The sequence below is a fragment of the Mucilaginibacter sp. PAMB04274 genome, from assembly GCF_039634385.2.
In the GTDB taxonomy this organism is placed as follows: Bacteria; Bacteroidota; Bacteroidia; order Sphingobacteriales; family Sphingobacteriaceae; genus Mucilaginibacter.
Map to the genome: position 1 here is coordinate 4,897,913 of NZ_CP155081.2, position 23,516 is coordinate 4,921,428.

Annotated in this window: 24 protein-coding genes; 16 read left to right on the forward strand and 8 right to left on the reverse strand. The window is 43.0% G+C overall.

Annotation, left to right across the window (positions count from 1 at the left end; translation table 11 throughout):
- Positions 1-5 precede the first annotated feature (5 nt).
- The gene (locus ABDD95_RS20975; protein WP_345949314.1) at positions 6-917 is read left to right on the forward strand and encodes a helix-turn-helix transcriptional regulator; all 912 of its coding nucleotides are present in this window, start codon (positions 6-8) and stop codon (positions 915-917) included.
- 190 nt (positions 918-1,107) lie between these two features.
- Here ABDD95_RS20975 and ABDD95_RS20980 read toward each other — a convergent pair whose 3' ends face one another.
- From ABDD95_RS20980 to ABDD95_RS20995, 4 genes are all read right to left on the reverse strand, one after another.
- A complete protein-coding gene (locus tag ABDD95_RS20980) occupies positions 1,108-1,905 on the reverse strand; it encodes a prolyl oligopeptidase family serine peptidase (protein ID WP_345949315.1) in 798 nt (265 codons plus the stop codon).
- Between the two features lie 55 nt (positions 1,906-1,960).
- A complete protein-coding gene (locus ABDD95_RS20985) occupies positions 1,961-2,206 on the reverse strand; it encodes a hypothetical protein (protein ID WP_345949316.1) in 246 nt (81 codons plus the stop codon).
- 308 nt (positions 2,207-2,514) lie between these two features.
- Positions 2,515-3,195 (reverse strand): LytTR family DNA-binding domain-containing protein, encoded by a 681-nt coding sequence (locus ABDD95_RS20990; protein WP_345949317.1) that lies wholly within the window; start codon positions 3,193-3,195, stop codon positions 2,515-2,517.
- On the reverse strand, positions 3,192-4,259 hold the full coding sequence (locus tag ABDD95_RS20995; RefSeq protein ID WP_345949318.1) for a histidine kinase: 1,068 nt from the start codon (positions 4,257-4,259) through the stop codon (positions 3,192-3,194). Before ABDD95_RS20995 ends, ABDD95_RS20990 begins: the two co-directional genes overlap by 4 nt.
- Before the next feature lie 188 nt (positions 4,260-4,447).
- Between ABDD95_RS20995 and ABDD95_RS21000 the strand changes: the two genes are divergently transcribed.
- The 3 genes from ABDD95_RS21000 (at position 4,448) to ABDD95_RS21010 (ending at position 6,992) form a co-directional block, all read left to right on the forward strand.
- Positions 4,448-5,536, forward strand: a complete 1,089-nt coding sequence (locus ABDD95_RS21000; RefSeq protein WP_345949319.1) for a TlpA disulfide reductase family protein — start codon at positions 4,448-4,450, stop codon at positions 5,534-5,536.
- A gap of 282 nt (positions 5,537-5,818) precedes the next feature.
- Positions 5,819-6,535 (forward strand): YafY family protein, encoded by a 717-nt coding sequence (locus ABDD95_RS21005; protein WP_345949320.1) that lies wholly within the window; start codon positions 5,819-5,821, stop codon positions 6,533-6,535.
- A 61-nt stretch (positions 6,536-6,596) separates the two neighbouring features.
- Positions 6,597-6,992, forward strand: a complete 396-nt coding sequence (locus tag ABDD95_RS21010; protein ID WP_345949321.1) for a VOC family protein — start codon at positions 6,597-6,599, stop codon at positions 6,990-6,992.
- Between the two features lie 422 nt (positions 6,993-7,414).
- On the opposite strand, the gene ABDD95_RS21015 is transcribed toward ABDD95_RS21010, so the two are convergent.
- Positions 7,415-8,695, reverse strand: a complete 1,281-nt coding sequence (locus tag ABDD95_RS21015) for an erythromycin esterase family protein (RefSeq protein ID WP_345949322.1) — start codon at positions 8,693-8,695, stop codon at positions 7,415-7,417.
- Positions 8,696-9,235: 540 nt separating this feature from the next.
- Between ABDD95_RS21015 and ABDD95_RS21020 the strand changes: the two genes are divergently transcribed.
- The 9 genes from ABDD95_RS21020 to ABDD95_RS21060 all read left to right on the forward strand — a co-directional run bounded on the left by ABDD95_RS21020 (position 9,236) and on the right by ABDD95_RS21060 (position 18,311).
- Positions 9,236-9,781: an azurin gene (locus tag ABDD95_RS21020; protein WP_345949323.1), complete on the forward strand. Its 546-nt coding sequence runs from the start codon at positions 9,236-9,238 to the stop codon at positions 9,779-9,781.
- A gap of 118 nt (positions 9,782-9,899) precedes the next feature.
- Positions 9,900-12,287 (forward strand): heavy metal translocating P-type ATPase metal-binding domain-containing protein, encoded by a 2,388-nt coding sequence (locus tag ABDD95_RS21025; protein ID WP_345949324.1) that lies wholly within the window; start codon positions 9,900-9,902, stop codon positions 12,285-12,287.
- Positions 12,284-12,466 carry a cbb3-type cytochrome oxidase assembly protein CcoS gene (gene ccoS / locus ABDD95_RS21030; RefSeq protein ID WP_345949325.1) on the forward strand — a complete coding sequence of 61 codons (183 nt, stop codon included), beginning with the start codon at positions 12,284-12,286 and terminating at the stop codon, positions 12,464-12,466. The genes ABDD95_RS21025 and ccoS overlap by 4 nt, the downstream gene beginning before the upstream one ends.
- Before the next feature lie 75 nt (positions 12,467-12,541).
- A complete protein-coding gene (gene ccoN, locus ABDD95_RS21035; RefSeq protein ID WP_345949326.1) occupies positions 12,542-14,671 on the forward strand; it encodes a cytochrome-c oxidase, cbb3-type subunit I in 2,130 nt (709 codons plus the stop codon).
- Between the two features lie 2 nt (positions 14,672-14,673).
- Positions 14,674-14,865: a hypothetical protein gene (locus tag ABDD95_RS21040; protein WP_345949327.1), complete on the forward strand. Its 192-nt coding sequence runs from the start codon at positions 14,674-14,676 to the stop codon at positions 14,863-14,865.
- Positions 14,862-15,770, forward strand: coding sequence for a cbb3-type cytochrome c oxidase N-terminal domain-containing protein (locus ABDD95_RS21045; RefSeq protein WP_345949328.1), 909 nt, complete (start codon positions 14,862-14,864; stop codon positions 15,768-15,770). Before ABDD95_RS21040 ends, ABDD95_RS21045 begins: the two co-directional genes overlap by 4 nt.
- Positions 15,771-15,811: 41 nt before the next feature.
- Entirely contained in the window at positions 15,812-17,188 is a 1,377-nt protein-coding gene (gene ccoG / locus ABDD95_RS21050; RefSeq protein ID WP_345949329.1) for a cytochrome c oxidase accessory protein CcoG, read from the forward strand.
- A gap of 5 nt (positions 17,189-17,193) precedes the next feature.
- The gene (locus tag ABDD95_RS21055; protein WP_345949330.1) at positions 17,194-17,625 is read left to right on the forward strand and encodes a FixH family protein; all 432 of its coding nucleotides are present in this window, start codon (positions 17,194-17,196) and stop codon (positions 17,623-17,625) included.
- Complete coding sequence (locus tag ABDD95_RS21060; RefSeq protein WP_345949331.1) at positions 17,622-18,311, forward strand: sulfite exporter TauE/SafE family protein; 690 nt, start codon at positions 17,622-17,624, stop codon at positions 18,309-18,311. Before ABDD95_RS21055 ends, ABDD95_RS21060 begins: the two co-directional genes overlap by 4 nt.
- Before the next feature lie 329 nt (positions 18,312-18,640).
- Here the strand turns inward: ABDD95_RS21060 and ABDD95_RS21065 are convergent, their stop codons facing one another.
- Positions 18,641-18,955, reverse strand: coding sequence for a hypothetical protein (locus ABDD95_RS21065; RefSeq protein WP_345949332.1), 315 nt, complete (start codon positions 18,953-18,955; stop codon positions 18,641-18,643).
- Between the two features lie 141 nt (positions 18,956-19,096).
- Between ABDD95_RS21065 and ABDD95_RS21070 the strand changes: the two genes are divergently transcribed.
- Together ABDD95_RS21070 and ABDD95_RS21075 are read left to right on the forward strand one after the other, a co-directional pair.
- Positions 19,097-19,963, forward strand: coding sequence for a universal stress protein (locus ABDD95_RS21070; RefSeq protein WP_345949333.1), 867 nt, complete (start codon positions 19,097-19,099; stop codon positions 19,961-19,963).
- Between the two features lie 24 nt (positions 19,964-19,987).
- Positions 19,988-20,749 carry an SDR family oxidoreductase gene (locus ABDD95_RS21075; RefSeq protein ID WP_345949334.1) on the forward strand — a complete coding sequence of 254 codons (762 nt, stop codon included), beginning with the start codon at positions 19,988-19,990 and terminating at the stop codon, positions 20,747-20,749.
- Positions 20,750-20,829: 80 nt separating this feature from the next.
- Here the strand turns inward: ABDD95_RS21075 and ABDD95_RS21080 are convergent, their stop codons facing one another.
- Positions 20,830-21,570 carry a zinc metallopeptidase gene (locus tag ABDD95_RS21080; protein WP_345949335.1) on the reverse strand — a complete coding sequence of 247 codons (741 nt, stop codon included), beginning with the start codon at positions 21,568-21,570 and terminating at the stop codon, positions 20,830-20,832.
- A 208-nt stretch (positions 21,571-21,778) separates the two neighbouring features.
- Between ABDD95_RS21080 and ABDD95_RS21085 the strand changes: the two genes are divergently transcribed.
- On the forward strand, positions 21,779-22,564 hold the full coding sequence (locus ABDD95_RS21085) for a hypothetical protein (RefSeq protein WP_345949336.1): 786 nt from the start codon (positions 21,779-21,781) through the stop codon (positions 22,562-22,564).
- Between the two features lie 97 nt (positions 22,565-22,661).
- On the opposite strand, the gene ABDD95_RS21090 is transcribed toward ABDD95_RS21085, so the two are convergent.
- Positions 22,662-23,459, reverse strand: coding sequence for a hypothetical protein (locus ABDD95_RS21090; RefSeq protein WP_345949337.1), 798 nt, complete (start codon positions 23,457-23,459; stop codon positions 22,662-22,664).
- Positions 23,460-23,516 lie beyond the last annotated feature (57 nt).

Below are 23,516 nucleotides of genomic sequence, written 5' to 3' on the forward strand. Positions count from 1 at the left end.
TAACCATGAGTTTATCTCTTCATTTTTCTGGAATAGCGGATGTCTATAAATTTTTTAATTTAGATCAGCTGCTTAAGCATCCGCTCGTCGCCGTGATAGACTTTAGCGATGTGGATGAACAGGTCTTGGAAGATACGCGGATATCCGGTGATTACTATTGCTTATTGTTTAAGCGGTATGATGGTAACAACGTTAGGTATGGTCGCAAAGTGATCGACTTTAATAACGGCAGTTTGATGTGTATCGGACCAAACCAGGTACTGGAAATGGAAACCAACATTGACACGTACACTGAAAAAGAAGGTTGGGGTGTTTTCTTTCATCCTGATCTTATTAGGGCTACGTCGCTTCAGGATAAGATGAAAGACTACAGCTTTTTCTCCTACGAAGTTTGGGAAGCGCTTCATATGTCTGAAAAGGAGAAGCAGATCTTTTATGAATGTGTACAAAAACTGGCCGGCGAACTTCAGGAAAATATTGATGTGCATAGCCAGGATATTATAGTTTCCAATATCGAATTGCTGCTAAATTATTGTACACGCTTTTATGGACGCCAATTCATTACCCGCAAAAGCATGAATGGTTCGGTGGTGATGCAAGTGGAAAAGATTCTGAGCGATCATTTCAAAAGCGGCAAATTGGAAGAGCAAGGTTTGCCTACAGTAAAGGACCTGGCAGATAAGGTTAACTTATCACCGGGCTATCTGAGCGATCTGCTTAAAAAGGAAACGGGTAAGAACACCCAGGATCACATCCATTATTACTTGATCGAAGAAGCTAAGAATGTACTGATCAGCACCAATAAGTCTGTAGGTGAAGTTGCTTATTTGTTAGGCTTTGAATATCCGCAATACTTTAATAAGCTCTTTAAACAAAAAACGGGTAAGACGCCGGTGGAATTTCGCAATATGAATTAGATTACCTAAAATGCTTTTGCGTTTATCCATGAAATGAGCAATGCGTCATTGTAGGGTATTGTTTTAACCGTTAAGATATCAGCATAGACTTTCAGCGTGCTTGATTATGCTATGATGAGCTCATACGAGTCCAAAGCGCTAGCTTGAAATGTGCATATAAGCCGGCAGTAGTGACATCAATGTTCGGAACCTATAGCTTAACCATACTTTTGAAGAAACTTATCACCGCAGTGTTAGCCTCTTCAGGATAAGCATGCCCACCCGGATGGCTAAAAAGCACAACTGGGGTAAGACTTAAAGAAGGATAGAGTGTAGAAAACCTGCCGAAAGGTTCCCCAGTCGTGAGGCAATTATTCACTTTTAATAATGTTCTCAACTGCCTCTCTTGCCAAGCCGGCTTTACTAGCAGATCGGTTTCACCCATAATGTGCATGACCGGTTTGGGCTTTAACATATCGTTGAAGCGAAAGGCGACTGCAGCAGAGGGCGCAACTGCAGCAAAAACACCACCACGCATGGCCCATAACAAATAGGTAAAGCTTCCACCATTAGAATGCCCTGTGGCATAGATCCGCTTGGTATCGATCTGATATTCCCTTTGTAAAGAGCTGAGCATTTCATCAAAGAAGAGGATATCCCGATCATTGCTATCACCCGGCACCTGCTGCCAGCCAGCCTTATTGCCGGCCCGGTCCACCAATTGACCAGGTGTTTTTAAGCCCTGTGGCACCACGATAATGGCTTCCGGCCACAGCTTGGAAAAATCATGGCTCCGGTACATTTCCTTCATATTACCGCCATGCCCATGAAAAAGAAAGATGACCGGCGTCAGTTTGCTTTTTGCTGTACCCGGGACGTACAGAGTGGCTTCCCTGGTTATACCGTTGATCGTCCATTGTCTGATGGCAACCGATGTCGGTGCCTGGGCAAATACAAAGCCTGCGCCTATAAAAATTAAGAGCAGTGTGAATTTAAGAATTCGGTACATGGATTTTTTTCTTCTCTGACAGCATTTTCCTGATTAAGTTTAAAAGATAGACCGATCAGCCAATCAAAATATATAAGACCTTCTTGTTTTGGTCGGAAGCTGGACTAACATCACGTCCTAAACCATTCGTAACATCAGGATTGTTCGCTTCAGCCAGCTTTTTTTTTACCGCTTCCCAAGGTTTTTCCTGATCACCTGAACTAGATGCTTTATTCGTAACACGATAATCAATTGGTACAAAAAATCCACTCATCTCACCACAAAATGAAACAGTGCAAATCAGCTGAATTTTTGGCTGCATCGTTCTCTTTTATATCCTTAAAATCTTTCTGAGATATTAGCTAAACTCTTCAAATCGTCTAAAAAACAATTCGAAAAACATTCGGCTTGGGCTACCATAACAGGCAAATCAAGTTTTTACTTGATTTGCCTTTCTTTTTTTTGCACCAAATCGGCCTTTAAACTCCTAAAAACGCGGATTGCTTTATTCACTCGATTTGTTCGATGTTACGCTACATCAGAAGTCAAATTTTTAGTGACCGTAGAACTAATGATTTGCCTTTTCTTGTCTATATCAGCCTTTTGGTACAAATCTGGCAGATAAGCAACTCACCACTCCCTGGCTTCATCTAACAAATGCTTGTAGTTTTCCCCAACCGGTATTTGCTCTGTACCGATGAGAACACAGTTGCGATTAATCCGCTCAGCGTATGATGTGTTGATTAAGTATGAGCGATGAACCCTTACAAAGGTAGATATGGGCAGCAATTCGCTCAGATACTTCATAGTCATGTGCGTGAGATAACTGCCTTTGGTGGTATGCAATTGAATATAATCTTTGATAGATTGTGCGTACATCAGCTCGCTGTGCATCACCTTAATTAACTGGCCGGATACCTTGAAATAAGTGTATTTGTTTTCTACGGTGGCTTCAAACTGATACGTTTTCAGCAGCCGCCTGATGCTTTTCGCAAAGCGCTCATAGGTGATTGGTTTAACGAGGTAATCAACCGCTTCCAGCTCAAATCCGTCAACAGCATATTCACTAAAGGCCGTGGTGAAAATTACGGCGGGCGGATTCTTGAGTGATCGCCATAGGTCCAGTCCGCTCAGTTTGGGCATTTTTATATCTAAAAGCACCAAGTCTATTTGCTTGTCCGTAAGTGCTTCAAACGCTTCCAGTGCATTGCTGCAAATAGCTTCCAAGTGCAGCTCTGGCGTCGACGCGACAAACCTCTCCAGTACCTGCCGGGCCAACGGTTCATCATCTACGATAACGCACCTGATCATGCTTGCATAAGTGTTAAGTTAACGTGAAATTGCTTATTGTCTTCTTGCACCTCAAGGGTATATCGGTTTGGATAGAGCAACTCCAGCCTTTTCCGCACATTTTCTGTACCGATTCCCGGTTCCTTCCGATAGGCGTTGCCTTTTGGTTTACTGTTCACCACCTCTAAGATAAGCTCTCTTTCGGTCGCGCAGACGACGATACGGACGAACCCGTCATCCGTTTCTTCCGCTAATCCATGTTTAAAGGCATTCTCTACGAAAGGTAGCAGCAATAATGGCTCAATTTGATGAGAAGCCTCTACTACCTGTACATCAAAAGTTATCCTTTTCTCCTCAGTATACCGCATCTGTTCCACTTCGACGTAGTTGTTCAGGAACTGTATTTCGCGCTGCAAGGATACCTTATTTTGATTGGCTTCGTACAATATATAGCGCATAAGTTCCCCTAAACGGGCCACCATCGGTGCCGTCAGAGGCGACTGCTGCAAGGCCAGCGAATAGATATTGTTAATGGTATTAAAAAAGAAGTGCGGATGTAGCTGTGCTTTCAAATAATTCAGTTCTGAAAACAACTGCTGCTCCTTTAACGTCTTCATGGCCTCGTTTTGCTGCAGGGTACGGATCAGGAAAGCTAAGCCTAAAAGCGGAAAGAACACCGAGATAAACAGATAATTCACCGCAAAATTCAGGCGATACCCCAAAGTACGCGCGCGAATGTCAGCCGAAATAAAATCTGCATGTACGATAATCCAGTTCAATATATAATGGTTAGCTATCTGGTTAACGAAGACAAAACCAGTGAGGCAAAGCAATACACCCCAGATATTACTTTTAAGCACATACCGTTTAAGGAACAGCCAATAAAAGCCACCATACATGATAAAGCTAAAAGCGCCGCAAACCAGCCGGTAATCCAGGTCTTCCGCAAAGCGGGATACATCATGCTGTTCATAAGTACTGAATTCCAGGTCACTGATGATCGAAATCATAAATGAGATAAAGAAGAGCACAAAAAGCTCAATGCGCAGGTATCTCCAGTTCCACTTTAAGCTAAGCTTTTGCATATCAGCAAAGTAAGTATAATCAATCTTATCAACTAAATGGTAATTTACAGATTTCGACTAAGCCCTATATTTTTTAGACCAAAACCTGAATAACAGCTTAGTCGAATTTTCAGGTACATTGGTCTAATTATGTGTAGCACAAAGGTTAGCCGTAAATACATTTGGCTAAAACAAACTAACTTCACTATATGAAATATCTATTAAATGTTATCCTCCTTACCAGCATGGTTCTAACGGCTTCTTGCAAATCTAATCCCGGATACACGATTACCGGGACGGTAAGTGGCCTGGAAAATGGCACTTGGCTTTACTTGCGTTTGGCCAAACCCGATAAGGATATCGATTCGTGCCAGGTTAGTGGCGGCCGCTTCCAAATGAAAGGTCGCATTCAGCAGAAAGCTACCCAGGTTTTTTTACACACTGCCCGTTATACAAACTACGTAGCCTTCTGGCTGGAGAACGTACCCATCCAAATTCAAGTCAAAGCTGGAGAGTTTAAAAAAGGAATAATTACCGGTTCAGCAACCGAAGAAGAAAACAAATGGTTTGAACAACTCAAAAAGCCATTGACAATCCAAGTAGATAGCATAGAGGAAGCACGCAATGCGACGCAAGACCAAGCTACCCGCAAAAAGCTTTCTGATCAGTTATCCGGATTAAAAAAGAAGGAAATACAGATGGACCGTAATTACGTACGCAACCACCCCAAGTCGCTGATTGCAGCACACGTGCTCAGCGTTTACGCCCGCACCTGGGGCAAAGATACAGCCGCTGTTTTGTATAGCGGCATGAGTAGCGATTTGAAAAAATCCAGTTATGGCAGAGAGGTCAGTGAATTTATTGCTTTAAACCGTGATATCAAGTTGGGCGGTCCTTATGTGGATTTTCAGCAAACCAATACACGGGGCAAGCAAATTAAGTTGTCCGGTATCAAAGCCAAGTATCTCCTGCTCGACTTCTGGGCATCCTGGTGCGGACCGTGCCGCGAGGAAAACCCCAATTTAGTTAAAACCTATGCACAATTTAAAGACAAAGGCTTTGCCGTATTGGGCGTATCTCTTGATGAAAACAAAAAGTACTGGCTGAAAGCAGTGGCGGATGACAAGTTAACATGGGAGAATGTTAGTGATTTGCGGGGCGATCAAAATAAAGCGGCCATGATTTACGGCATTAGTGCCATTCCTAACAACTTTTTAATTGATGCCAAAGGCACGGTTATCGCCCGGAACTTGCGTGGCCGAGCACTAGATGAAAAGTTGAAGGAATTACTACCCTAAAACTAATGTGACTTTTGAAGTGGCGCCATGCCACTTCATATTATAAGATTTTCTACTAACTGGTTCGAATTTTGCCCAGTCTGGGGAAGGAATTGATGCTCCCCACACTGGATATAATTCGAACCATTTTGATAAAACAATTAGAGTTCCTGAGCGATCTAAAGGCTATCTAAACAAATCTTATACTTTCGAGAGTTACAGAGCCGATAAGTGCGTGGGGACTCTTTAAATTAGCGGGTCACATAGTATACACCACTTCGCTAAAGATAAGTAAGCTGCAAAATGAATAATATTGATACCAAAAGAATTTCAAGACTTACAGCAATCTTAACACAATTGCAGTCTAAAAGGATTTTAACTTCAACTACGCTTGCCGAAAAATTTGATGTAAGTGTCAGGACAATTTATAGAGATGTTAAAGTTTTGGAGCGTGCGGGTGTTCCTATATACACGAAAGATGGAAAGGGATACTCATTAATGGATGGGTATAGAATACCACCTGTTATGTTTACAGAAGATGAGGCAAATGCTTTAATAACGATTGAACAGGTGGTTATGAAAAGTAGTGACAGCTCTTTAATTACCGCTTATTCCGGAGCAATCAATAAGATAAAAGCAGTACTATCCTATTCAACTAAAGACAAAGTAGAATTATTAGAGAACAGAATTGCTGTAAGCCCCGCTATACCCAATGCTATAACGAGCAACTCTTTAACTGTAATTCAAAATGCATTAACATCATTTAAGGTATTAGATATCACTTACAAGTCGGCATCGAAAAATGAAATTACAAAAAGAAGCATCGAGCCATTTGCCTTGTATTATACGCTGCAAGAAAACTGGTCGCTCATAGCTTACTGCAGATTAAGACAAGATTACCGGATGTTTAGTCTGGATAAAATAATAACCGTCACCCAGATTGATACAAGTTTCAAACCACATGAATTAACACTTGCCTCATATTTAAAAGATAAAGAAAAGAACTTCCGATACCCCTGACATACCGTTGTCATAGCACCATATTACTTTCGTAAAACATTAAGTAATAAATGGCAATATCATGAAATTAACATCCTTAAGAATTATAACTGCTAACATAAAAACTCTGGTTCGGTTTTTTGAACAGGTAACCGGATCATCCGCTCAATGGTACACAGATGATTTCGCAGAATTAGTTACCGAAACGGCTACCCTGGCCATAGGAAGCACAAGAACGATGAGTTTATTTGGCGAAAATTTAATAACACCGGCCAGTAATAACAGTGTAATCATTGAGTTTAGAGTTGCGAACGTGGATGAGGAATTTGAGAGGATCAAGGATCTTATTGATAACATTGTTCAAGAACCAACCACCATGCCATGGGGTAATCGTTCGTTATTATTTCGGGATCCGGATGGTAATTTAATTAACTTTTTCACACCAGTTACGGTTGACGCTATAAAAAAATTCAATTAAATTTTGGTCCCAAGCCGGACAGAATTCGAAGCAAATAGTAGAACAATTGAAAAAAACGAATTCAGCCTGTGGTGAGTCTTATCACCCTACCATCAAAAATGTACAAACAAAAAAGCCTTACCGGCATGGTAAGGCTTTTTACATCGGCTCCTGAGGGGGTGGGCTCGAACCAAATTATAAAGACACCGAAGTTAACAGGCTGCTTTCGTCCTGTCCATTAGCATTATTCAACACATCAAGGAAGCAAATATTCAGCGTTTCAGGCTAAACAAATCCTATTTCTTTAAAATATAGCAGTAAAACGTTCGAAAAATGAACTAATCAAACGCTGCAGCCCGCTAACATATTAAGTTGTCATTTATAAAAACACGATTCAACTTATATTGATCTACTATGATATTTACTACTGCTTTGTGCAATTCCTAAAGTGCAGATGTTTTGGCTTTTCTGTTGACCTTTATATAAAGTATCCCATCCATTCCCTGGGTCCACTTCCCGACTAGGTCGGAATGGCCTAGGGTTTTCATAGGAAAAGATTGATTATAAGCGGGATTAAGGTTTTGGAAAGCCTTTATATTAATAAATCCAAAGGCGATATCTGGCTGAACCCAAGTATCAAAACCATTTGAAAGCTTCGGATAATTACGTTTATCATCAGGAAATTCAGAGGAAACGGTGGTCAATATAAAGGTTTGCTTTTGTAAACCGGGCAGTTGATTAAATAGCGCCGTACTCATATTGGGTTGTCGTCTTAAAAAGCCTGAGCTCACCAATTCTGTTTTATTTTTTATAATGTGATAATTCGCAGCCCAAACGATTACTTTTTCTTTCGCATACTTATGTTGTAGCAACCATGCCAAGTTTTGAGCCATTTGCGCATCGCGGATACCTCCACTTACATACTTGTTTTTTTGATGATGAAGTCTTTGTTCTGCCAGACCTTTAAGGCTATTGATCAACTGATAACAATAATCAGTACTGTGTGAAACACCAAGCCGGCTAAGTAAATCATCTGATAGGTGACTAAAAAATTTGAAGTTAGTGCGATTGATGTTAAGGTGATTATTAAATTGGCCCTCGTCCTTGAATCTTGTGTTCATGAGCGAGTCGGTAACAGAGAGATAGGATAGAAAGGCAGAACTATTCAGATCAATACTTTGGTCAGATAGGTATTGATGAAGCTTTTTTTTGAGAGAGTTACGCGCATAGCTTCCGTTTAACTGGTTGTCAAACCCACTTATCTTTAGCGGCGGCCCGTTCCCTTTGAACGTCTCAGGAAGATAATCATATAGCAGATCAGCACATTCCTCAGTTTTTGACCACATGGGATAAAGGTTACTGTAAAAAAATGTCTTGATTGAGTTGCGATCTTTGCTTAAGCTATCCCATCCCTGGTTTAGACTATAAAAGTCATTCTCGAAGAGTAAGACGTTGAATCCTTTCTTGTCATGTAAATATTTTACCACTCGAGACTTAAGTGCTAATGTGGTACCGTCCGAATGGTCAGCCTCTCCTAACATGACCACACGAGCATCTGCTATTGCTTCTCCAATTGCATTTAAATCCGAGTAATCACTGTTGGTGGGACTGGGTGCGGCAATCCTCACGGCGTTGTCCTTAACATATTTTTGCAGAAGATCTTGTCCGGTAGCCACCGTGCAAGTACAAAAAGTCAGTAACGCGGCAGATAAGATTTTAAGCATGACCTAATATGCCACTATTTGTGTAACTCTGGTTTACGTTTAACAATATTTAACTATTTGAGAGGGACCTTAAGTAAGTAAAAGCATAATTGAATCGAAATCTGTCTGAGGCTTATTATTTCCTATTGATATATAGTAATTTATACTAAAACATTAACCAAATTTCAAAGACATGAGCGGTCAAACTGGCTCGAACCACGTAGTTTCCTCTTATTATATTTTTGTAAGGCAATCATAATAAGATCAGAATTTTACAGCTTAATAAGAAACGGATCCGGTATATTACAAAATGGCAATTGCTCCCCATACTGGCCCAAACCAGTTTTTGGAGAGCAATCTTTCTCAGATCTTCCATAAAATATTCGAAAATTGCTTTGTGTGGGCTACAATTAAAGAATCCTTTAGCTTTTTGCTGCAGGTTCTTTTGTTTCGGTGCGCATCTATTTGTCTTTGAGCATAATCAGCACCCATTTCTTTCGCTTTGTGACGGGTATCATTTTCTATTAAGGGCGTAACCTGCATTATTGCAAAAACAAAATCATGAAATACACTTTTTATTCAATTCTGGCAATCACCATACTCCTATGGGCATGTAATGGTGACAAATCTACACGTGGCTCTACCGCAGATACCGGCCGCCTGGCTAAAGCAACTAGCAAACCCACTGCACTGGCTACGCCCAACAATTCAGCAATCCAATCCATGTCCATTAACAACGAGATAGAGATTACCGCTAATGACCGGATGCAATACAGCGATACCTTATTTAAAGTAAGAGCCGGAAAGCGGGTTACGGTTAAACTAACCAATATTGGAAAAATGCCTAAAAATTCAATGGGGCATAATTTCACTTTATTAAAAAGTGGCACCGATGTGGGTGAATTTGCCAATGAAGCTCTAGCAGCCAGAGATCAGGACTATATTCCACCCGCAATGGAAAAAGCTGTTATTGCACATACTAAATTGGTTGGGCCTGGCGAGAGTGACCAAATATCTTTTACGATAAAAGAAAAAGGGTTTTATGATTTCTTATGCACTTTCCCTGGGCACTATGGTAGTATGCGGGGCAAGATAGCTGCTGAATAATCACTTAATATTTAATCATTATCCTGAAACGTGACCCATATCATATTTCAGGATAATGATCATCATTTCTCGCGTATAGTTTTTAGCCCAATTTCGAAGTGCAATAATAGCACTGAACATGGCTACGAATATACTTACTCCTACTACCTGTTATCACTGCGGTGATGACTGCACCACCAACACTTACCAACTGGAAGAAAAAAGCTTTTGCTGTGCGGGGTGCAAGGGTGTTTATCAGGTGCTTTCGCAAAGCGGTTTGTGTAATTATTATACCTACAACGATCATCCTGGCGCTAACCGGGCACGTACCGACAAACGCTTTGAATACCTTGACGAGCCAAGTGTGGTAAGTGACCTGATTGACTACACCGACGATAAGATGACGGTGGTTACGCTTTACATACCCTACATTCACTGTAGCTCGTGCATTTGGCTACTGGAGCAATTGCATCGTATAAACCCCGCCATCTACTACAGCCGTATAGATTTTTTAAAGAAACAGGTTAATCTGCGTTTTAATAATGATGCCATTAGCCTGCGCCAGGTGGTTGAGCTGCTGTTTGATATAGGATATGAGCCACTAATTAGTTTACAGGATATAGTTAAAAAGCAGGCTACCGGCAAGAATGATAATTTGGTAAAAAAGATAGCTGTTGCAGGTTTTTGCTTTGGTAATGTGATGCTGCTGAGCTTTCCGGAGTATTTCGGTCTGTCTACCAACGAGCAAACATTCAGGCAGGTATTTGGCTGGCTCAATATCCTTTTTTCGGTGCCGGTGCTGCTTTATAGTGGTGCAGGTTATTTTACCTCGGCCTGGTATAACCTGCGCAATAAGGTACTGAACATTGATTTTCCATTGGCCCTGGGCATTGCAGTATTGTTCTTGCGTACCCTTGCCGAAATTCTTACCCATAGCGGCCCCGGGTTTGCCGATACGTTATGCGGCCTGGTGTTCTTTTTACTGGTGGGTAAATTTGTACAGCAAAAAACATATTATCATATATCCTTTGAGCGCGATTACCGCTCGTTTTTCCCGGTAGCCGTACAGGTACTGCAAGATGGCAAAGAAACACCCGTACCCTTATCTGATCTGAAAGTGGGGCAGCGCATCCGTATCCGGCATAACGAAATTATTCCGGCCGATGCGATATTACTAAAAGGGGATGCCTTAATAGATTTTAGTTTTGTAACCGGCGAATCGGTACCGGTAAGCAAGACACTCGGTGAGGTGGTGTATGCCGGTGGCCGTCAAACCAGCGAAGCCCTGGAATTGGAAGTGATTAAACCTGTGTCGCAAAGTTACCTCACCCAGCTCTGGAACAACGAGGCCTTTACCCGCAAGCAGGACAACCGCATGAAAACCTTTAACGAGCGGGTGAGCAAACATTTTACCATGGTGTTGCTGGCTATTGCTATAGGTTCGTTTCTGTTTTGGCTACCTACTGATTTTCGCCGCGGGCTATCGGCTTTAACTGCAGTGCTTATTGTGGCCTGCCCGTGTGCACTAGCGTTAAGCACACCGTTTACCATGTCGGCAGCGCTGAGTGTGTTTGACAAAAACCTGTTTTACCTCAAAAACACAGCGGTAGTTGAGCAACTAGCCCGCATCAACACCATTGTGCTCGATAAAACCGGCACCATAACCACAGGCGGCAGTAATGCAATAAGCCTGCATGCTGAATTACCGGGCATAGCAATGCAGGCAATTTATACACTATGCAGCAATTCGGGCCACCCGCTTAGCCGTCAGATATGTCAGGCGTTAGGCCATTTTCCCTTGCTTCCTATGGAACGCTACCAGGAAGTGCCAGGCAAAGGCATTTCAGGCTTTGTGAACGGGTATCATATACAAATAGGTAGTGCCTCATTTCTACTGCACGGAAATACTCCTTACAGTACGGGCACCGAAGTACACATCATGATAGACGGTGTTCATTGCGGTGCCTTTCAGTTCAGGCAAAGCTTCAGGCCGGGATTGCAGAATATCTTCAGCCTGAAACCCCAATTCAAGTTTTACCTGCTTTCGGGTGATCAGGATCATGAGCGTGAAGCGATGGCCCGCTTTTTTGATGACGAAGGGTACATGCACTTTGGTAAGTCGCCACAGGAAAAGCTGGATTTTATTAAGTCGCTCCAACTGGCCGATCGTAAGGTGATGATGATAGGCGATGGCTTGAACGATTCGGGTGCACTTAAGCAAAGCGACCTTGGTGTGGCCATTACTGATGATGTGAACAACTTTTCGCCAGGCAGCGATGCCATACTGGATGGCCGGTCGTTAAATAAACTGCCTGCATTTTTCAGATTCGCTAAAGATGCGGTCACCATTATTCACATCTCTTTTCTTATTTCGCTAACCTATAATCTTATTGGATTAGGTTATGCCGTTACTGGAGCCTTATCGCCTTTAATGGCAGCTATACTCATGCCGTTAAGCACCGCCACCATCATATCCTTTACCAGCATTGCCACACATGTGGCGGCCAAAAACAGGCATTTATCATGAGCATAATTTACTTTTTAATAGGGTGCAGCATTTTGCTGGCACTAATTTTCTTAGGCGCATTTTTTTGGGCTCAGCGCCATGGCCAGCACGACGATCTGTACACCCCTTCTGTACGCATATTATTAGACGATGAACCCAAGGAACAATTAAAAAATGACGAAGGTCAGTTTTTGAGTTAGCGGTCATCATTTAGCCGGTAAAGCTGCCGGCCTACTTTTACAACATTAAAATAGTTAGGATCAACACAATCATTTATGCAACCCGAAAAATTTTACTACGATAACAAAATTGTGCGCAACTTCGGGATAGCCACCATCGTCTGGGGTATTATCGGTATGACGGTGGGGCTACTCGTTGCCATACAGTTGTACAGCCCGGGAGCTAACTTGGGTAACCAATACACCACTTTTGGCCGTATACGCCCGTTACATACCAACGCCGTCATTTTTGCTTTTGTGGGCAATGCTATATTTATGGGCGTATACTACTCTCTGCAAAGGCTACTCAAAGCCCGCATGTTTAGCGACATTTTAAGCAAAATACATTTTTGGGGTTGGCAGCTCATTATTGTTTCTGCAGTGATTACACTGCCTATGGGTTTTACTACCTCCCATGAGTATGCCGAACTGGAATGGCCCATTGATATTGCCATTACGCTAATTTGGGTGGCATTTGGCGTAAATATGTTTGGCACCATATTTAAAAGGCGCGAACGGCATTTATATGTAGCTATATGGTTTTACATTGCCACGTTTATAACGGTAGCTGTTTTGCACATTGTTAACTCTTTCGAGTTACCTATATCGGGCTTAAAAAGCTATTACCTGTTTGCCGGCGTGCAGGATGCCCTGGTACAGTGGTGGTATGGACACAATGCGGTGGCATTCTTTCTAACCACCCCTTATCTGGGTATGATGTATTACTTCTTGCCTAAAATGGCTAATCGTCCTATTTATTCTTACAAGCTTAGTATCCTGCACTTTTGGGCACTCATCTTTATTTACATATGGGCTGGCCCGCACCATTTATTATATACCACATTACCAGGCTGGGCGCAATCACTGGGTGTAGCTTTTTCCATTATGCTTATAGCCCCAAGCTGGGGAGGCATGATTAATGGCTTACTTACCCTGCGCGGCGCATGGGATAAGGTGCGCGATGACGTAATCCTTAAATTTATGGTGGTAGGCTTAACCGCTTATGGTATGGCCACTTTTGAAGGGCCTATGCTGGCGCTTAAACAGGTGAACTCCATTGCCCATTTCACCGACTGGATTGTTGCACACGTGCACGTAGGCGCTTTGGGCTGGAACGGCTTTTTAACCTTTGCCATATTATACTGGTTAATACCCCGTATTTACAAAACCGAACTTTATTCCAAAAAAATGGCTTCGTGGCATTTTTGGTTAGGAACACTGGGCATACTATTTTATGCTATTCCGCTGTACTGGGCAGGTTTTACACAAGGCCTGATGTTAAAGGAATTTACGCCCGAAGGTATGCTGAAGCACCCCAACTTTTTAGAAACCACTTTGCGCATTTTACCAATGCATGTAATGCGCTCAATTGGCGGCGCACTGTACCTGGTGGGTGTCATTGTAATGGCTTACAACTTGGCCCGAACCATGACCCGCGGTAGTTTAGTAAGTAACGAAGCTGCTGAGGCAATGCCGTTAGAGCCTGCTTATGTAAAACAAAAGGGCGACTCATGGCACAGAGTGGTAGAGCGCAGGCCAATACAGTTATTAGTTTTGTCACTGCTGGTAATCCTGATAGGCACTTTTATTGAACTAATGCCTACCATGACCATATCTTCCAACATACCTACTATAGCCAGCGTAAAACCATATACACCTTTGGAGTTACAAGGTCGAGATTTATACATACGGGAAGGGTGTTCTAATTGCCACTCACAAACCGTAAGACCTTTTAGGAGCGAAACTGAACGTTACGGCGAGTATAGCAAGGCCGGTGAGTTTGTGTATGATCACCCGTTTTTATGGGGATCAAAACGTACCGGGCCCGACCTGCACCGTGAAGGCGGCAAATATGGTAATGCCTGGCACTACAACCACATGATGGACCCGCGGTTAATGTCGCCCGGCAGCATTATGCCAGATTATGATTGGTTAATTACGCAAACGCTCGATACAAGTACTACTGCATCAAAAATTAATGCCATGCGTACTTTGGGTGTACCATATGCGGCCGGTTTTGCCCTGAAAGCAAACCAAGACCTGGATCAGCAAGCCCGCAAAATTGCCGACGATCTGGCTAAAGATCATATCAAAGTGACACCCAATAAAGAGATCATTGCCATTATAGCTTACCTACAACGCCTCGGTACCGACATTAAAGCCAATAAAACAGCTAATAATCAATAACCATGTTTAAGCAGTTTACCGAAAATATAGCAGATAATCAGATTTACCTGCTTTTATCGCTGGGCATTTTTCTGGCCTTCTTTATAGTAGTAACTATTATGCTGATACGCAGCCGCAAAGAGCATAATGATTACATGAGCGCTGTGCCCTTAAATGACAGTTTTGACAAACACGATAGTACCCTATATCAATGAAATACTTTAAATCTTTGATCACACTTTTTATCGTATTGGCTGCGCAACCTGCCTGGGCGGCAGATGATAACCTGATTCCGCCCGATGTAAGAGATTACCTGGGCTACGGCGCTATGATGGTGATGATGTTCTTGATCATTATCGCAATGCTGGTATTAAACAATACATTCAAAGCATTAGCTAAGGCGCTTTTAAGTCCTGCTGAGTATGCTGAAATGGAGGCCGAGCGTAAGCAGGCTAAAGTTAAAAAGCCCAAAGGGGAAGTAGTACTGAAGCTACTCTCTTTAAAGCCATTATCTGAAGAGAAATCTATACTGATTGAACATGATTACGATGGTATACAGGAGCTGGATAACCCCACACCGGGCTGGTTTATGTACTTGTTTTATGCTACCATTATCTTTTCGGTAGGGTATCTTCTTATCTACCATGTGTTTGATGCAGCACCCTTGCAGGATGAGGAATATACCATTGAAATGAAAATAGCCGCCCATGAAAAAGAAGTGTTTTTAGCAAAAGCTGCCAACCAGGTAGATGAGAAAACAGTGAAACTTTCAACTGACGCAGCCATACTGTCTTCGGGTGCTGTTATATTCAAACAAAGCTGCGCACCCTGCCATGGCGAACATGCGCAAGGAATGGTTGGTCCTAACTTAACCGATGATTATTGGCTGCACGGCGGTAAAATTAGTGACGTATTTAAAACCATTAAGTATGGAGTTACGGCCAAGGGAATGCCCACCTGGGAAAAACAGCTAACCCCCAAACAAATTGCCGACGTAGCCAACTATATCAAATCGGTACGAGGCAGTAAGCCGGCTAACGCTAAAGAACCGCAAGGAGACAAGGAAAACGAAGACGGCAATGCCCAGGCAACCCAAACGGCTATGGTAGTAGCCCATTGAGTGGTGCAAAGGATACCTGAATAATAAGTAATGATTTTGTGATGATGTTATCTGAAACGAATAAGCTGGATGCGGTAAGTGATGAAAAGCGTAGATGGATGTATCCGCTTGTTCGTAAGGATAAATTGTACCAGTACCGCAGCTGGTTAAGCTATATATACCTTATCTTATTTTTTGCTGCCCCTTACCTGCGCATTAACGGGCAGCCTGTGCTGCTGCTTAATGTGATTGAGCGCCGTTTTGTACTGCTGGGCCAGGTGTTTTGGGCACAGGATGTTTTCATGTTTGTACTGGCTATGCTGGTATTTGTGGTATGCGTGGTATTGTTTACCATTGCCTTTGGCCGTGTTTTTTGCGGCTGGGTCTGTCCGCAAACGATATTTATGGAAATGGTTTTCCGCAAAATAGAGATATGGATAGAAGGCAGCCCTAAGCAACGACGCCTGTTAGACCAAGGGCCTTGGAACAAAGAAAAAATACTAAAGAAAACAGGAAAGCATATAGCGTTTATTGTGCTTTCGTTTATCATAGCCAATACTTTTCTGGCTTATGTTATAGGCAGCGAAAGTTTATTAAGAATTATTACCGAACCTGTTAACAGGCATTGGTCGGGCTTTGCCAGTATATGGATATTTACGGGCTTATTCTACTTTGTTTACAGCCAGGTACGAGAAATTGTGTGTACCGTTATTTGCCCGTATGGCCGTTTACAGGGTGTATTAACTGATAAGCACACGCTTATGGTGGCTTATAATTATCTGCGTGGCGAACCGCGCGGTAAGCTTAAACGTCCGAGCGAGGAGCCCAAAGGAGATTGTGTGGATTGCGGCTTGTGTGTAGATGTTTGCCCAACCGGCATTGATATTCGGAAAGGCACCCAGCTAGAATGTGTTAATTGTACAGCTTGCATTGATGCCTGTAACCAGGTGATGAATAAAATAAACAAGCCGCTTAATCTCATTGGTTTTTATTCCGAAGAGATGATCGAACAAAAGGTTAAGCCATCCTTTACGGGCCGGATGGCTGCTTACAGCAGCGTAATGGTAATATTACTGGGAGCCCTTACCTACTTTATACTTCAACGCAGCGACATAGATATTACGGTGATGCGGTCGGCCGGTTTACTTTACCAGGAACAACCTGGAGGTTATATAAGTAATATTTACAGCGCCGATATTGTAAATAAAACCAACAGCATACAATCAGTTAAACTGGTTGCCAATAATGCCGGTGTAAAGATCAGATATATACAACCACTAAGTAAGCTGGATAAAGAGCAATCAGTACGCACTACATTTTTTATGCTCATACCGGCTAGCCTTATCCATACCACCAAAACAGAAATTAAATTAAAAGTAATGCAGGGCAATAAGGTGTTGGGCACAGCCAACACCACCTTTATAGGACCTATAAATTAAAAAAGATGAAACTTAACTGGGGAAACTATTTAATAATGGGCATGGGAGCTTTTATGGTTTTCATTATTAGCATGGGCGTATATATGTTTGCCCAAACTAAAGACGATTACGATAAGCAATACTATGAAAAGGGCATCAACTTTGACCAGGATTTTAATCGTGAAAAGCAGGTTTTTGCTGATAGGGCCGTACCTAAAGTAAGCTTTGATGCACAAAACATGCTGGTACAATTTGCCGCGCCTGCAAAAGGCAAGCTACGATTTACCCGTGCAGCCGACAGGTGGATGGATAAAGTGTTCCCGGTTGAGTGTATTAAAGCTGCTGATCCGGTAATAATACCGCTAACAGCGCTTGCCAAGGGCCCTTACAAACTGCGTGTTGAATGGCAAAGTAATCTTAAGCAATACTTGTACGAGCAAGATATAACGATTAAATGAGCGAAGACAAGATAGCTTTCTTTATTGGTCTGTTTGGAAGTGTGCATTGCATTGGCATGTGTGGCCCCCTGGCTTTTGCCATACCCGTTGCACAAGGCCGCGGCTGGCTGCTGTTGGGCGACAAACTCATTTACAACCTGGGCCGTACCTTTAGCTATTGCCTGCTGGGCTTGCTAACCGGCTTGATAGGCCAACAGCTTTGGCTAGCCGGACTGCAGCAATGGGTAAGCCTTTTTAGCGGGATATTCATTATCATGGCCGCTTTTGTCCGCTTGCTTAAACTTTCTGTAAGCAGAAGTGCCGCTGTTAAAAATCACCTGGGCTGGTTCAATCGCTTACTTTCACACGCTTTAAAGCACCAATGGGGCCACTTATTTATCGGTGTTTTGAATGGATTTTTGCCTTGTGGTTTTGTGTACCTGGCACTAGCTGGTGCGGTTAATACAGGTAACGTAATTAGTGCCGTGCAGTATATGTTTTGGTTTGGCATGGGTACAGTACCGCTTATGTTGCTGGCTACTATAAGTAGCAGTTTAATCAGTATACCGCTTCGGCGCCAGGTAAACAAAGTTATTCCGTATATCATGCTGGTTTTGGGAGTATGGTTTTTACTGCGGGGTTTAAACCTTAATATTCCTTACCTGAGCCCACCTGAAACAGTAACAGAAACCAGCATGTGCGGGTAAAGCAGTGTTTAGCTCAAATTTAACAATTACTAAGATTACATTTTACCGTAATGCTCTCGTAATAAGATGTGGCTTTGGCACGAGGATGAATACATGGAGGCACTGACCCTGATACAAACGCATAAGATCAGATATTTACCTGACATCATATTTGACCCGGAAGTATAATAAGCAATTGATCGTCTGCATTGAGCACATGAAAGCCTGTGGTCACTGGCAATCTTAACAGGCCGTACAATTGGTGCCAGACAAAAGCGTCAAGATATAGGGTATAAGGCCGGCCAGCAAATGGGATTCGTTACGCCGACCGTTCAAAAGAAACTAGCCGTTTAGCGGTTAATCGCATGCAATGGGCGCCTATTATGAAACAGGCTTGCTTTAGCATACCTTGTCAATCCGAATAGGCCGTTGTTTACCTCCCCAATCTCAAATGTGTGCTGATAATGATAATTTCGCTCTTCATATTCCCATTCCAAGGTCAGCTCCCAATTTCCGGCTTCCAATCCTCTTAGCGCAACGGTAAGATCTGTGCTGACACCAGTATCGAACCTGCGGCAAATGCTTGCATTTGTTTGTTCTGAAAGGGGACGGAACCGCAGTTTACCCCTAACCGGATGCTCGAAAGAAAATTTAAGTGTTTTCATTATCAGTAAATTAACTGACTCAAAATTAACCCTTTCGAGAGCCTTACAAAGTGATTAGGGTCATGTTTTAGATTGACGCTGGTCTTAGTTCTTTTATCAGCTTTCCCGGAAATTTGCGTCATCATCAACAAACATGACATCATGAAAAAGATTGCTGTTCTTACCGACTTTTCAGAAAGATCTGCTAACGCTGCCGCTTATGCTTTAGCGATTGCATGCCGCCTAAAGGCAGATGTATTACTGTTCCATACTTTTCTGGTTCCTTCATCTGAAACCATGGGTGCGCAGATCGCCTGGCCAATGGAAGATTTTGAAGAGATTAAAGCTGGCGCTGAAGCCACATTGCAGGAAACAGCCCAACAACTGAGCACAGCACTTGACCGCTCCAAAGTTGGATTTTGCCCAAAGATAGAATGCCAGGCGCAGGAAGGCAATTTAAACGCGTGTATGGAAACGTCCCTTGCTAGGCGTGATGTCGTCCTGCTGGTCATGGCCAATCATCATAAGGGTTTCTCGTCGTTGATGCTGGGCAACCATACCCAGCAAGTGCTGGACAACACTGATCTGCCGGTATTGATAATTCCTGAAGCAGCCAGCTTCCAGAATATCAAAAAGATTGCTGTTGCCACCGACCTTAAGGACGATGACCTGCAGATCATTCATTCACTGGCCAACCTGGCACGGCCATTCAATGCAGAAATTCTGCTCACTCACGTTTGTGAGCACACGCCGGAGAATATGCGTAAGGTGGAGGATTTTTTACATAAGGTAACTAATAAGATTAATTACCCTAATATCTATCATCGTGAGTTTGATGAACACAATACCCATAAAGGATTGCAAGATATGGCGGGCAATGTGCAAGCAGACTTAATGGTTATGGTGCATCGTCGTAAAAATTTCTTTGAACAGCTGCTGGGAATCAGTTATAGTCAGAAACTGGCTGCAGAAAGCAGGGTGCCGCTACTGGTATTCCCTTACCCAACAGAAACGTTACCTGTTTTTTAACAAGCCTCTTACAAAATATTTATCATGAACAAATTAGATAACAAAGTAGCGGTCATTACCGGCGCGGCAGCCGGAATGGGCAAGGCCATTGCTCAACTATTTGCCAGGGAAGGTGCAAAAGTAGTGATCTCGGATATTCACTTTGATGGTCTCCAAAAAGTTGTTGAAGCGATTCAGAAACAAGGTGGCAATGCCATCGCTGTAACGGGCGATGTGTCTGACCAGCAACATATTCAGGAACTGATCGACACCGCGTTCGCTAAGTATGGCCCGCCGGACATCCTGGTCAACAATGCAGGCATCATGGATAATTTCGTTCCGGCAGCTGAAATAACGGATGAATTATGGGAACGCGTACTTGCCATAAACCTCACTGGTCCGATGCGGCTCATTCGCAAGGTGCTGCCCATCATGTCCGCAAACAAAGGCGGTTCAATCATCAACGTATCTTCCATCGGCGGCCTGCAGGGCTCACGTGCGGGTGCGGCTTATACAGCCTCAAAGCACGCACTGATCGGCCTTTCCAAAAATGTAGCCTTCCAATATGCCGATCAGGGTATTCGCTGTAATGTCATTGCTCCGGGCGGTGTTAATACCAGCATTGGAGAAACACTTAAATCGCCCAACAAATTTGGAATTGCCAAAGCGATGTCGGGTGCGGCTTTCAATCCCCGCAGCGGCGAATCCGGCGAGATCGCAACGATCGCCTCATTCCTGGCATCGAATGATTCCAGTTTCGTGAACGGTGCTGTGATCGTTGCAGATGGTGGCTGGACAGCCTATTAAACCCAACTTTTGGAATGCAACTTACAGAAGAGTTTAGCCCTGCCTAATCAAAGACAGGGCTTTTTAGATGACCAGCACAGTTAATTACGCCGACTGCTACTCAGTAGCGATACATAATACAGCAGCGTTGCTAACGAGCCTAAAGCCGCAACCACATAGGTCATGGCGGCCCACCACAGGGCGTCTTTAGCTTCGGCGTGTTCCTGCCGGGTTTGCATTACGCTGTGGTTGTTATCCAGCCAGGCCAGTGCACGGCGGCTGGCATCAAACTCAACCGGCAAGGTTACAAAACTAAATGCCGTAACTATACCCAGCGCCACCACACCAATAAACAACACAAACGGGTTGCCCGAAAAAATGAGCAGCATAACGCCAATCATCAGTGTCCATTGGGTAAGTGTTGAAGCCGTGCTTACAATAGGCACCATAGCCGAGCGGAAACTAAGCCAGCTATAAGCCTGCGCATGCTGCACAGCATGGCCGCACTCGTGCGCAGCTACGGCTGCAGCAGCCACACTACGGCTGTGGTATACATCTGCGCTTAAATTCACGGTGTGGTTTTCGGGGTTGTAATGGTCGGTTAACTGACCTTCAACCGATATAACCTGCACATTGGTAATACCATGATCGCGCAGCATACGCTGGGCAACTTCGGCACCCGAAAGGCCTGATGATAAGCCTATCTCTGCATATTCTTTGAACTTACTTTTGAAACGCCATTGTACCGCCAGGCTAATTAAGCCAATGGCTATCATTAACAACCAGGCTGAGTTAAACCCACCCGGGCCCATGTAACCTAATATGAATTGTAAATGAATCATGTCTTTTTAACTATTATACTATAAGATCATCAAAAAGTATTCCGTAGCGGTTCAATAAGGCGTTGCTGTGCTTGGAGGGAAGTTAAGTTATAAAAGCTGTCAATAATACAGTATGGCAATGTTAAAATGTCGTATGCATTAAATATTAATCCAACTGTATCACTCCAAAACCTTGCCGCGTATAGCTAATAACCTTATCACAATTTTGATGAAAAAGATGATTATAATTTTATTGCTGGCAGTTGCGGCCACCTCTTGTAAAAAAGAAAGATACCGCAATCCTGAACCATGTCCAACTGATTTGAATGTGCTGAACTATGTGCAGCGCTATTACGATGATGGTACATATTACACCGAAAATTATACGTACGATTATAACCTTCGCCTTGCTAAGTCTGAGCACCGCAACCAGGCAGGTGCATTACTGTCTTCGCTGGAGTATCATTATTCCAATGGGCTGCTCACGGGCGTAACACTTAATTCATCTGCCAAAAAAGTAGCCGAACACAAATATTATTATGCAGGTACCGGCAAGCCTGCTAAGTTTGAGTACCTGGAATATGACGCGAGCAATATACTTAAATTGGTTTTTGAGCAGTTGTATGAGTACAATAACCAGGGGCAGATCATAAAAACCACCGTTAATCATTACAATGGTTTTCCATCATATTATACTACAAGCTCTTATTCCAATGGTAACCTTACCGGCCAAAAGCAGTACTCGCTGCCGGGAGGTGCGCTTACAACGGAGTTTGTTTATGAGTATGATAACAAAGCCAATCCATACTACAGGCAAGTGGGGCCAGCTTTAGACAATGCCAGGTACTATTCAAAAAACAATATAACCCGCGTTGCCAATATTACAGCAGGTAGCGGGGCGGTAACCGAATTAGTTACCAAGTATGAGTACCGGGACAACCTTTGGCCTGTAAAATCATATTATAGATATAACAGCGGCACTAAAACCTTAGGCACAGTTTACTTTTATAAATAACGAAAAGGTAGTACAACGCCATAACGCAATGGTGTTATGGGGTCTTAATTCTAGTTAATATTGGCTTCTGTAGGATAATTATATTATTGAGCAAAATTTAATCGCCACCACCACACCCGCTGCACCCAGAGCCCGAGCAGCCCGAGCACCCGCTGCCACACCCACTATCGCCACCGCTATGACCGTCATGACCACCGTGCGTATGTGAAGAATCGCAGCCACCCGAATTATCACCTCCGCAGCCGCTAATATCCTTCTCTCCATGCTGCTTTAAACCATTGGAATTGTAAATAGCATATGCAATAACTGTTACAGCCACTAATGGAAGAAATAAGGCAGGTTCAAAATCTACAAAGATGACGAGAAGGATGAATATAGGAATAACGATGATCCAAAAACCTGCATTTTTGATGTTAGATCGCTTAACTAATACATACGTATTTAAGTTCACACGCTGAAAATCAATGTCCGAAAATCGGGCTGCGTTATCCAGCCATATATCTGCAGGCGGTTCAGTCTTAAACTTTTCGGTGTAAACCTTAAAAGACTGTGTATAATACCCATTAAATTTTTTCGTTTCGTGGCTGCCGCCTTGCGTGGGGTTGTGATGAATTTCCTGGTTAAGCGTGTTCTTGCAAAAGTCGACCCAGTAGGACTTTGTATAGGTTAAGTGCAAATGCCAGGCTTGGTCAACCGCGTCTGATGGTGTAATACTACCTGAAGAAACACAGCATAAAAAAATGAACTTTTTGTACTCTTCTATTACACGGATCGTATAATTCTGATCCCAGCCATTTTCTCTGGCCAGCCTATCCGAAAATTTAAAGCTAGACTGATTGTCATCCAGTTCAAAGCGCTTAATTTTATCCCAAAGGGCAGATTCCGAAGCAGTCATCCGTCTTGCTAAATTACGCTCAACTTAGGCATTGTAAGTAAAATATGCAAATGCGTT

What these genes read in the sequence shown, in the direction of transcription:
- ccoG (WP_345949329.1), top strand. Translation starts at nt 15,812, where the DNA reads ATGATGTTATCTGAAACGAATAAGCTGGATGCGGTAAGTGATGAAAAG.
- ABDD95_RS21005 (WP_345949320.1), top strand. Translation starts at nt 5,819, where the DNA reads ATGAATAATATTGATACCAAAAGAATTTCAAGACTTACAGCAATCTTA.
- ABDD95_RS21020 (WP_345949323.1), top strand. Translation starts at nt 9,236, where the DNA reads ATGAAATACACTTTTTATTCAATTCTGGCAATCACCATACTCCTATGG.
- ABDD95_RS20975 (WP_345949314.1), top strand. Translation starts at nt 6, where the DNA reads ATGAGTTTATCTCTTCATTTTTCTGGAATAGCGGATGTCTATAAATTT.
- ABDD95_RS21075 (WP_345949334.1), top strand. Translation starts at nt 19,988, where the DNA reads ATGAACAAATTAGATAACAAAGTAGCGGTCATTACCGGCGCGGCAGCC.
- ABDD95_RS20990 (WP_345949317.1), bottom strand. Translation starts at nt 3,195, where the DNA reads ATGATCAGGTGCGTTATCGTAGATGATGAACCGTTGGCCCGGCAGGTA.
- ccoN (WP_345949326.1), top strand. Translation starts at nt 12,542, where the DNA reads ATGCAACCCGAAAAATTTTACTACGATAACAAAATTGTGCGCAACTTC.
- ABDD95_RS21080 (WP_345949335.1), bottom strand. Translation starts at nt 21,570, where the DNA reads ATGATTCATTTACAATTCATATTAGGTTACATGGGCCCGGGTGGGTTT.
- ABDD95_RS21000 (WP_345949319.1), top strand. Translation starts at nt 4,448, where the DNA reads ATGAAATATCTATTAAATGTTATCCTCCTTACCAGCATGGTTCTAACG.
- ABDD95_RS20995 (WP_345949318.1), bottom strand. Translation starts at nt 4,259, where the DNA reads ATGCAAAAGCTTAGCTTAAAGTGGAACTGGAGATACCTGCGCATTGAG.
- ccoS (WP_345949325.1), top strand. Translation starts at nt 12,284, where the DNA reads ATGAGCATAATTTACTTTTTAATAGGGTGCAGCATTTTGCTGGCACTA.
- ABDD95_RS21085 (WP_345949336.1), top strand. Translation starts at nt 21,779, where the DNA reads ATGAAAAAGATGATTATAATTTTATTGCTGGCAGTTGCGGCCACCTCT.
- ABDD95_RS21015 (WP_345949322.1), bottom strand. Translation starts at nt 8,695, where the DNA reads ATGCTTAAAATCTTATCTGCCGCGTTACTGACTTTTTGTACTTGCACG.
- ABDD95_RS21060 (WP_345949331.1), top strand. Translation starts at nt 17,622, where the DNA reads ATGAGCGAAGACAAGATAGCTTTCTTTATTGGTCTGTTTGGAAGTGTG.
- ABDD95_RS21090 (WP_345949337.1), bottom strand. Translation starts at nt 23,459, where the DNA reads ATGACTGCTTCGGAATCTGCCCTTTGGGATAAAATTAAGCGCTTTGAA.
- ABDD95_RS21010 (WP_345949321.1), top strand. Translation starts at nt 6,597, where the DNA reads ATGAAATTAACATCCTTAAGAATTATAACTGCTAACATAAAAACTCTG.
- ABDD95_RS21055 (WP_345949330.1), top strand. Translation starts at nt 17,194, where the DNA reads ATGAAACTTAACTGGGGAAACTATTTAATAATGGGCATGGGAGCTTTT.
- ABDD95_RS21025 (WP_345949324.1), top strand. Translation starts at nt 9,900, where the DNA reads ATGGCTACGAATATACTTACTCCTACTACCTGTTATCACTGCGGTGAT.
- ABDD95_RS21065 (WP_345949332.1), bottom strand. Translation starts at nt 18,955, where the DNA reads ATGAAAACACTTAAATTTTCTTTCGAGCATCCGGTTAGGGGTAAACTG.
- ABDD95_RS20980 (WP_345949315.1), bottom strand. Translation starts at nt 1,905, where the DNA reads ATGTACCGAATTCTTAAATTCACACTGCTCTTAATTTTTATAGGCGCA.
- ABDD95_RS20985 (WP_345949316.1), bottom strand. Translation starts at nt 2,206, where the DNA reads ATGCAGCCAAAAATTCAGCTGATTTGCACTGTTTCATTTTGTGGTGAG.
- ABDD95_RS21040 (WP_345949327.1), top strand. Translation starts at nt 14,674, where the DNA reads ATGTTTAAGCAGTTTACCGAAAATATAGCAGATAATCAGATTTACCTG.
- ABDD95_RS21045 (WP_345949328.1), top strand. Translation starts at nt 14,862, where the DNA reads ATGAAATACTTTAAATCTTTGATCACACTTTTTATCGTATTGGCTGCG.
- ABDD95_RS21070 (WP_345949333.1), top strand. Translation starts at nt 19,097, where the DNA reads ATGAAAAAGATTGCTGTTCTTACCGACTTTTCAGAAAGATCTGCTAAC.